This is a genomic window from Sphaerotilus sp., assembly GCF_041083715.1.
Taxonomy (GTDB): Bacteria; Pseudomonadota; Gammaproteobacteria; order Burkholderiales; family Burkholderiaceae_C; genus Sphaerotilus.
Genome location: NZ_JBFPGY010000323.1, coordinates 1 through 6,130, shown reverse-complemented (window position 1 = coordinate 6,130; position 6,130 = coordinate 1). Strand labels below are relative to the sequence as shown.

Genomic DNA, 6,130 nt, shown 5'->3' with positions numbered 1-6,130 from the left:
GGGTGGCTCCGTTCGGATGTGCGCGATTTTGTATTGACGTTTACGTAAACGTCATTTGGGGGGAACCCTCGGTTCTTGCCTCATTCCTGTGCGCTGCACGCGCTTGGGGCCTGAAGATGGTGCGACGCACAAAAAACAGGGGTTGCACTGGGCACCAGCGGGCTGGCACGGTCCCTGCATTGATGTGGTGGAGGCCCTGGCGACAGGGCTTCACTAGGTGGGACATTTTGGACAACGGCGTCCGATCGTCCCGGCTCCCCGGCGCAAGCCAGGGGTCGGACAACGATCGTGACGCCGTCTTTTTTTGCCACGGAGATTCTGCACATGACGACGCCCCTGTTTCCTGTCAACCCGTCTCGACGCGAGTTCATCCAGCGTGCCGCCGCCGTGACGGCCGCAGGCAGCGCGGTCGCCTTGCCCGGTGGTGCCTGGGCCGCCGGCTCGGATGCACCCGAGAAGAAGGAAGTCCGCATCGGCTTCATCCCGCTGACCGACTGCGCCTCCGTCGTGATGGCCTCGGTCCTGAAATTCGACGAGAAGTACGGCATCAAGATCATCGCGTCCAAGGAATCGTCCTGGGCCGCCGTGCGCGACAAGCTGGTCAACGGCGAGCTGGATGCGGCGCACGTGCTCTATGGCCTGGTCTATGGCGTGCATCTCGGCACCAACGGTCCGAAGAAGGACATGGCGGTGCTGATGACGATCAACCACAACGGCCAGGCGATCACGCTGTCCAAGAAGCTGGCTGACAAGGGCGCTGTCGATGGCGCCGGTCTGGCCAAGGTCATGAAGGCCGAGCCGCGCGAGTACACCTTCGCGCAGACCTTCCCGACCGGCACGCACGCGATGTGGCTGTATTACTGGCTGGCCTCCAACGGCATCAACCCGATGACCGACGCCAAGGTCATCACCGTGCCGCCACCACAGATGGTGGCCAACATGCGCGTGGGCAACATGGACGGCTACTGCGTCGGCGAGCCGTGGAACCACCGCGCCATCATCGACGGCATCGGCGTGACCGCGGCGACCACCCAGGACATCTGGAAGGACCACCCCGAGAAGGTGCTCGGCTGCACCGCCGAGTTCGTCCAGAAGAACCCGAACACGGCGCGCGCCATGGTCATGGCGGTGCTCGAAGCCAGCCGCTGGATCGACACCGGCCTGCAGAACAAGATGAAGATGGCGGAGACGATCGCCGAGAAGTCGTATGTCAACACCTCGGTGGACGCGATCAACCAGCGCATCCTGGGCCGCTACCAGAACGGCATGGGCAAGACCTGGGACGATCCGAACCACATGAAGTTCTTCAACGACGGCGCAGTGAACTACCCCTACCTGTCGGACGGCATGTGGTTCCTGACGCAGCACAAGCGCTGGGGCCTGCTCAAGGGTGATCCGGACTACCTCGGCGTGGCCAAGGCGATCAACCAGACGGCGCTCTACAAGGAGGCTGCGGCGCAACTCAAGATCAGCGTGCCCAAGAGCGACCTGCGCAGCAGCAAGCTGAGTGACGGCGTGGTGTGGGACGGCACGAACCCGGCCAAGTACGCCGCGTCTTTCAAGATCAAGGCGGCCTGAGCGGACGCCTGAAGGCTTGCCGCCATGCCCCACCCACTTCAGGAGGTTTCGATGAACGCCATGACCTTGCCCCTGCCGTCCAGCGTCACTCCCGACGACACGGCTCGTCCCACGGTCCACGCCACTGCGGTTCCCGTGGTGGATGAGGCCGCCCAGGCCCGGCTCAAGGCCCAGGTGGCGGCCATGGCGCGGGCCCAGCGCTTGAAGACGATGGCGCGCTTCGCTGCGCCGTTGCTCGGCTTCCTGGTGCTGCTGCTGGTCTGGCAGGCGGTCGCCCACAGCGGCGACAAGCAGCTGCCCGGCCCGATCCCGGTCTGGCACGCTGCGGTCAAGCTGTTCTCCGATCCGTTCTACGTCAACGGCCCGAACGACCAGGGCATCGGCTGGAATGTGCTGTCCTCGCTCAAGCGCGTGGGCATGGGCTTCGGTCTGGCAGCGCTGGTGGGCATCCCGCTGGGCTTCATGATCGGTCGCTTCAACTTCCTGAACCAGATGCTCGACCCGATCATCAGCCTGCTGCGGCCGGTGTCGCCGCTGGCCTGGCTGCCGATCGGCCTGATGGTGTTCAAGGCGGCCAACCCGGCGGCGATCTGGACCATCTTCATCTGCTCGATCTGGCCGATGGTGATCAACACGGCGGTGGGGGTGCGGCAGGTGCCGCAGGACTACCTCAACGTCGCCCGTGTGCTGAACCTGTCGGAGCTGACGGTGATGCGCAAGATCCTGTTCCCTGCGGTGCTGCCCTACATGCTGACCGGCGTGCGGCTGGCGGTGGGCACGGCGTGGCTGGTGATCGTGGCGGCCGAGATGCTGACCGGCGGGCAAGGCATCGGTTTCTGGCTGTGGGACGAGTGGAACAACCTCAACGTCGCCCACATCCTGATCGCGATCTTCGTCATCGGTGCCGTGGGCGTGATGCTCGAAGCACTGCTGGTGGCCATCGCCCGCCGCTTCGACTATTCCTGAGTTTCTGAATCCCTGAGCTTTCGAGAGGATCCGCACCATGAGCAGCCCCCACTCCCTGGACGAGCGCAGCCAGCGCTTCCTGCGCATCGAGAACGTCGGGATGTCCTTCCCGACCAAGAAGGGCACCTTCGTCGCGCTGCGCGACGTGAACCTGGACGTGGCGCGCGGCGAGTTCATCACGATGATCGGCCACTCGGGCTGCGGCAAGTCGACGCTGCTGAACCTGGTGGCGGGTCTGACGACACCGACCTCTGGCGTGCTGCTGCTGGACGGTCGAGAGCTGAAGGGGCCTGGCCCGGAGCGCGCGGTGGTGTTCCAGAACCACTCGCTGCTGCCGTGGATGACCTGCCAGGAAAACGTCGGCCTGGCGGTGGACCGCGTGTTCGGTGCGACCGAGTCGAAGGCGCAACTGCGTGACCGCGCGCTGGCCGCCCTCGACCTCGTCGGTCTGACCCACGCCAAGGACAAGCGGCCCGGCGAGATCTCCGGCGGCATGAAGCAGCGCGTGGGCATCGCCCGGGCGCTGGCGATGGAGCCGAAGATGCTGCTGATGGACGAGCCCTTCGGCGCGCTCGATGCGCTGACCCGCGCCAAGCTGCAGGACGAGTTGATGAAGATCGTCGCCACCACCGGCTCGACCGTGATGATGGTGACGCACGACGTGGACGAGGCCGTGCTGCTGTCCGACCGCATCGTGATGCTGACCAACGGCCCGGCGGCGACGATCGGCGAGGTGCACCAGGTGCCGCTGCCTCCGGTGCGTGAACAGTTCCGCCCGCGGCTGGAGATGGCGCACAACGCCGACTACCTGCACGCCCGTGAAGCGGTGCTGGAGTTCCTGTACCACAAGCAGGCACACGTGGAGAAGGATGCGGCCTGAGAGGCCCGTCGAATCCGGTTGCACCGAATTGAACCGGCCGTGTTGCAACTGAGCAGCGCAAGGTGAAGATTTACAGTCACAATTCCCACGTGGTGAACCAGCGATTCCGTTGATGCCCTTCACCGCGATTGCGAGGAACGACCTTGGGGATTCCGTGCAAGACGGCTGCCGGCCATGCCGAACTGGCGTCGCAGGACTGCCGGCTGTCCAAGCGACACCGCGTGCTGCTGCTCCTGGTGGACGGGGAACGTTCACTGCAGGAAGTGGTGCGGCTCGGGCGCCAGGTGGGCGTGCCCCGCAGCTACATCGACGAACTCTTTGCGCTTGGTCTGATCGTCATCGGACCGCCGGTGGCCCAGGCGATCAGCGAGTTCGCCGCCTTCGGATCTGACGATGCCCCTGCCCAACCCGGCGCGGTGAGTGACACGATCGGCTTGGGTGGTCCGATGGGCAACACGGAGCTGGCGCAACTCGACGCACAGGATGCCACCCTGGCGCAGGCGCGGGTCGCGGTGTTGCAGGTCCTGCGTGCCAGTGCGCCCGTGACCGGGATGGTGACGATGATCAGGGTGCGGCGTGTGCGGTCTCGCGCAGAATTGCGGGCCCTGCTGCCCGAAGTCCAGGCTCGTCTGAGTCGCTCGCGGCCGCTGGTCGAGGCGCGGCAGCTGATGCAGCGCGTCGAATCCCTGCTGGCGGTCCGCTGAGGTTCGCCGGTTGTCTCCCATCCGTAGCGTCGTAGCGGTCGTGCCTGCATGAGTTTCCTTGTCATCGACATCGGCAATACCCGTCTCAAGTGGGGGCTCTACGCAGCGCCCCGGCCCGGGGCCGAACTGCTGGCGCATGGCGCGTCATTCCTTGAAACCATCGACCGCCTGGCCGACGACGAGTGGGCGCATTTGCCCGCACCCACGCACATGCTGGGCTGCGCGGTGGCGGGTCTGGCCGTGCGCCGGCGTGCCGAAGAGCAGCTGGAACTGTGGGACCTGGAGCCACGCTGGGTGGTGTCCCAGCCGGCGGCCTGCGGCGTCACCAACGGCTATGACCATCCCACCCGGCTCGGTTCGGACCGCTGGGTGGCGATGATCGGCGCCCGGGCGCGGGTGCTGGCCTCCGGTCCGCCGCGGCCTGCACTGGTGGTGATGGTCGGCACGGCGGTGACGGTGGATGCGATCGACGCCGATGGCAGCTTCCTCGGTGGGCTGATCCTGCCGGGCTTCGGGCTGATGCTCAAGGCGATGGAATCCGGGACGGCCGGCCTGAAGGTGCCGACCGGCGAGGTCTGCACCTTCCCGACCAACACCAGCGATGCGCTGATGAGCGGTGGCACGTACGGCATTGCAGGTGCCATCGAGCGCATGCACCGCCACCTTGTGCAGCGCTGCGGACAGCGGCCGGTGCTGCTGATGAGCGGTGGTGCGGCGGTCAAGCTGGCGCCGGAGACCGATCTGCCGTTCGAGCTGACCGATACGCTGGTCTTCGAGGGCCTGCTGCAGCTCGCCGCGGCCGGGCCAGGTCAGGGCGGCTGATCCTGCTGGCGCTGCAGCGACTTCAGCGCGTCGTGCGTGGCGCGCAGCTCGGCGCGCAACTGGCCGATCTCGGCATGCAGGTCGCGCAGGATGTCGTGCTCCATGCGCCGCTCCGATGATTCGACCCACATGGCCGCGATCGACGCCGTGACCAGCGACAGGATGCCGAAGCCCAGCAGCACCACGAACACCGCGAAGACCTTGGACGCCGGCGTGCTCGGCACCACGTCGCCGTAGCCGACGGTGGCCGCGGTGGTGAAGGCCAGCCACAGGCCGTCCTGCAGCGTCGGCGTGCGGGGCTCGATCCACCAGAAACCCGCACCGCACAGCAGCAGCACCAGCACGGCCGCGCCCAGCAGCGCCGGCAGGCTGTCACGCGCCAGCAGGTGCTGCAGCAGCCACATCATGTGCAGCAGCGTCAGCAGTGCCGTCAGCAGGCGCAGCGTCAGCGCGAGCGACGAGGCCGAGCTTGGCGGCAACACCGCCGCCAGCAGCAGCCCGGCGATCAGTGTCCACACCAGCCAGCGGCGCAGCCGGCTCGCCATGAGTACCCGCCGCCGGGCGATCCGCAACGCCATCGCCAGCGCCGCGAGGACATAGGCCGCAGTGGCCAGCAGCGAACGCTCGCCAGTGAGCATCTCCAGGTAGAACGCCGGGATCGTGGCGATCAGCGTGCCCAGGATGAGCCAGCGGTCCGGGTCCCGCAGCACGCGCAGCGGCAAGGTGCCCGAGTGGGCACGCAGGGCGGATCGGATGCGTTGGGCAGGCATGCGACCAGATTAGCAGAGCTGCACTGGCGCCGAATTGACGCCGCAGCGGGCAGCGTTCGCGGTGGCCTCAGGCGGTCGGGCGGTGGTGGTGCAGCCAGGTCTGCAGTCGGCAGATGGGCAAGGGGGCACTGATGATCAGCCCTTGCAGCTGATCGCAGCCCAGGTTGACCAGGAAGTCGCGCTGGGCCTCGGTCTCCACCCCCTCGGCGACGACGCTCAGGCCGAGGCCGCGGGCGAGCTGGACGATGGCACTCGCGATGGCGGCGGATTCGCGCTGGTGCGGCAGCTCCTGCACGAAGGAACGGTCGATCTTCATGGTGTCGATCGGCAGCTCCTTCAGGTGGCTGAGCGAGGAGTAGCCGGTGCCGAAGTCGTCCACCGAGAGCTTCACGCCCAGCGTCCGCAGCTGC

General features: G+C 66.8%; 7 protein-coding genes. 5 read left to right on the top strand and 2 right to left on the bottom strand.

The genetic code is table 11. The features are described from left to right. Positions 1–324: 324 nt before the first annotated feature. The 5 genes from AB3X43_RS15130 (at position 325) to AB3X43_RS15110 (ending at position 4,950) form a co-directional block, all read left to right on the top strand. The gene (locus AB3X43_RS15130; RefSeq protein ID WP_369430694.1) at positions 325–1,578 is read left to right on the top strand and encodes a CmpA/NrtA family ABC transporter substrate-binding protein; all 1,254 of its coding nucleotides are present in this window, start codon (positions 325–327) and stop codon (positions 1,576–1,578) included. 51 nt (positions 1,579–1,629) lie between these two features. Next, a complete protein-coding gene (gene ntrB, locus AB3X43_RS15125) occupies positions 1,630–2,544 on the top strand; it encodes a nitrate ABC transporter permease (protein ID WP_369430693.1) in 915 nt (304 codons plus the stop codon). A gap of 100 nt (positions 2,545–2,644) precedes the next feature. Further along, on the top strand, positions 2,645–3,424 hold the full coding sequence (locus tag AB3X43_RS15120; protein ID WP_473965135.1) for an ABC transporter ATP-binding protein: 780 nt from the start codon (positions 2,645–2,647) through the stop codon (positions 3,422–3,424). Between the two features lie 143 nt (positions 3,425–3,567). Further along, positions 3,568–4,128, top strand: a complete 561-nt coding sequence (locus AB3X43_RS15115) for a hypothetical protein (RefSeq protein WP_369430691.1) — start codon at positions 3,568–3,570, stop codon at positions 4,126–4,128. Between the two features lie 48 nt (positions 4,129–4,176). Next, the gene (locus AB3X43_RS15110; RefSeq protein WP_369430690.1) at positions 4,177–4,950 is read left to right on the top strand and encodes a type III pantothenate kinase; all 774 of its coding nucleotides are present in this window, start codon (positions 4,177–4,179) and stop codon (positions 4,948–4,950) included. On the opposite strand, the gene AB3X43_RS15105 is transcribed toward AB3X43_RS15110, so the two are convergent. Then, a complete protein-coding gene (locus tag AB3X43_RS15105; protein WP_369430689.1) occupies positions 4,938–5,720 on the bottom strand; it encodes a potassium channel family protein in 783 nt (260 codons plus the stop codon). The two genes, AB3X43_RS15110 and AB3X43_RS15105, sit on opposite strands and share 13 nt — an antisense overlap. A 67-nt stretch (positions 5,721–5,787) precedes the next feature. Next, the coding region (locus tag AB3X43_RS15100; protein ID WP_369430688.1) for an EAL domain-containing protein at positions 5,788–6,130 on the bottom strand (343 nt) is incomplete at its 5' end.

Coding starts and splice junctions, on each gene's coding strand:
- AB3X43_RS15130 (WP_369430694.1), top strand. CDS start 325: ATGACGACGCCCCTGTTTCCTGTCAACCCGTCTCGACGCGAGTTCATC.
- ntrB (WP_369430693.1), top strand. CDS start 1,630: ATGAACGCCATGACCTTGCCCCTGCCGTCCAGCGTCACTCCCGACGAC.
- AB3X43_RS15120 (WP_473965135.1), top strand. CDS start 2,645: ATGTCCTTCCCGACCAAGAAGGGCACCTTCGTCGCGCTGCGCGACGTG.
- AB3X43_RS15110 (WP_369430690.1), top strand. CDS start 4,177: ATGAGTTTCCTTGTCATCGACATCGGCAATACCCGTCTCAAGTGGGGG.
- AB3X43_RS15105 (WP_369430689.1), bottom strand. CDS start 5,720: ATGCCTGCCCAACGCATCCGATCCGCCCTGCGTGCCCACTCGGGCACC.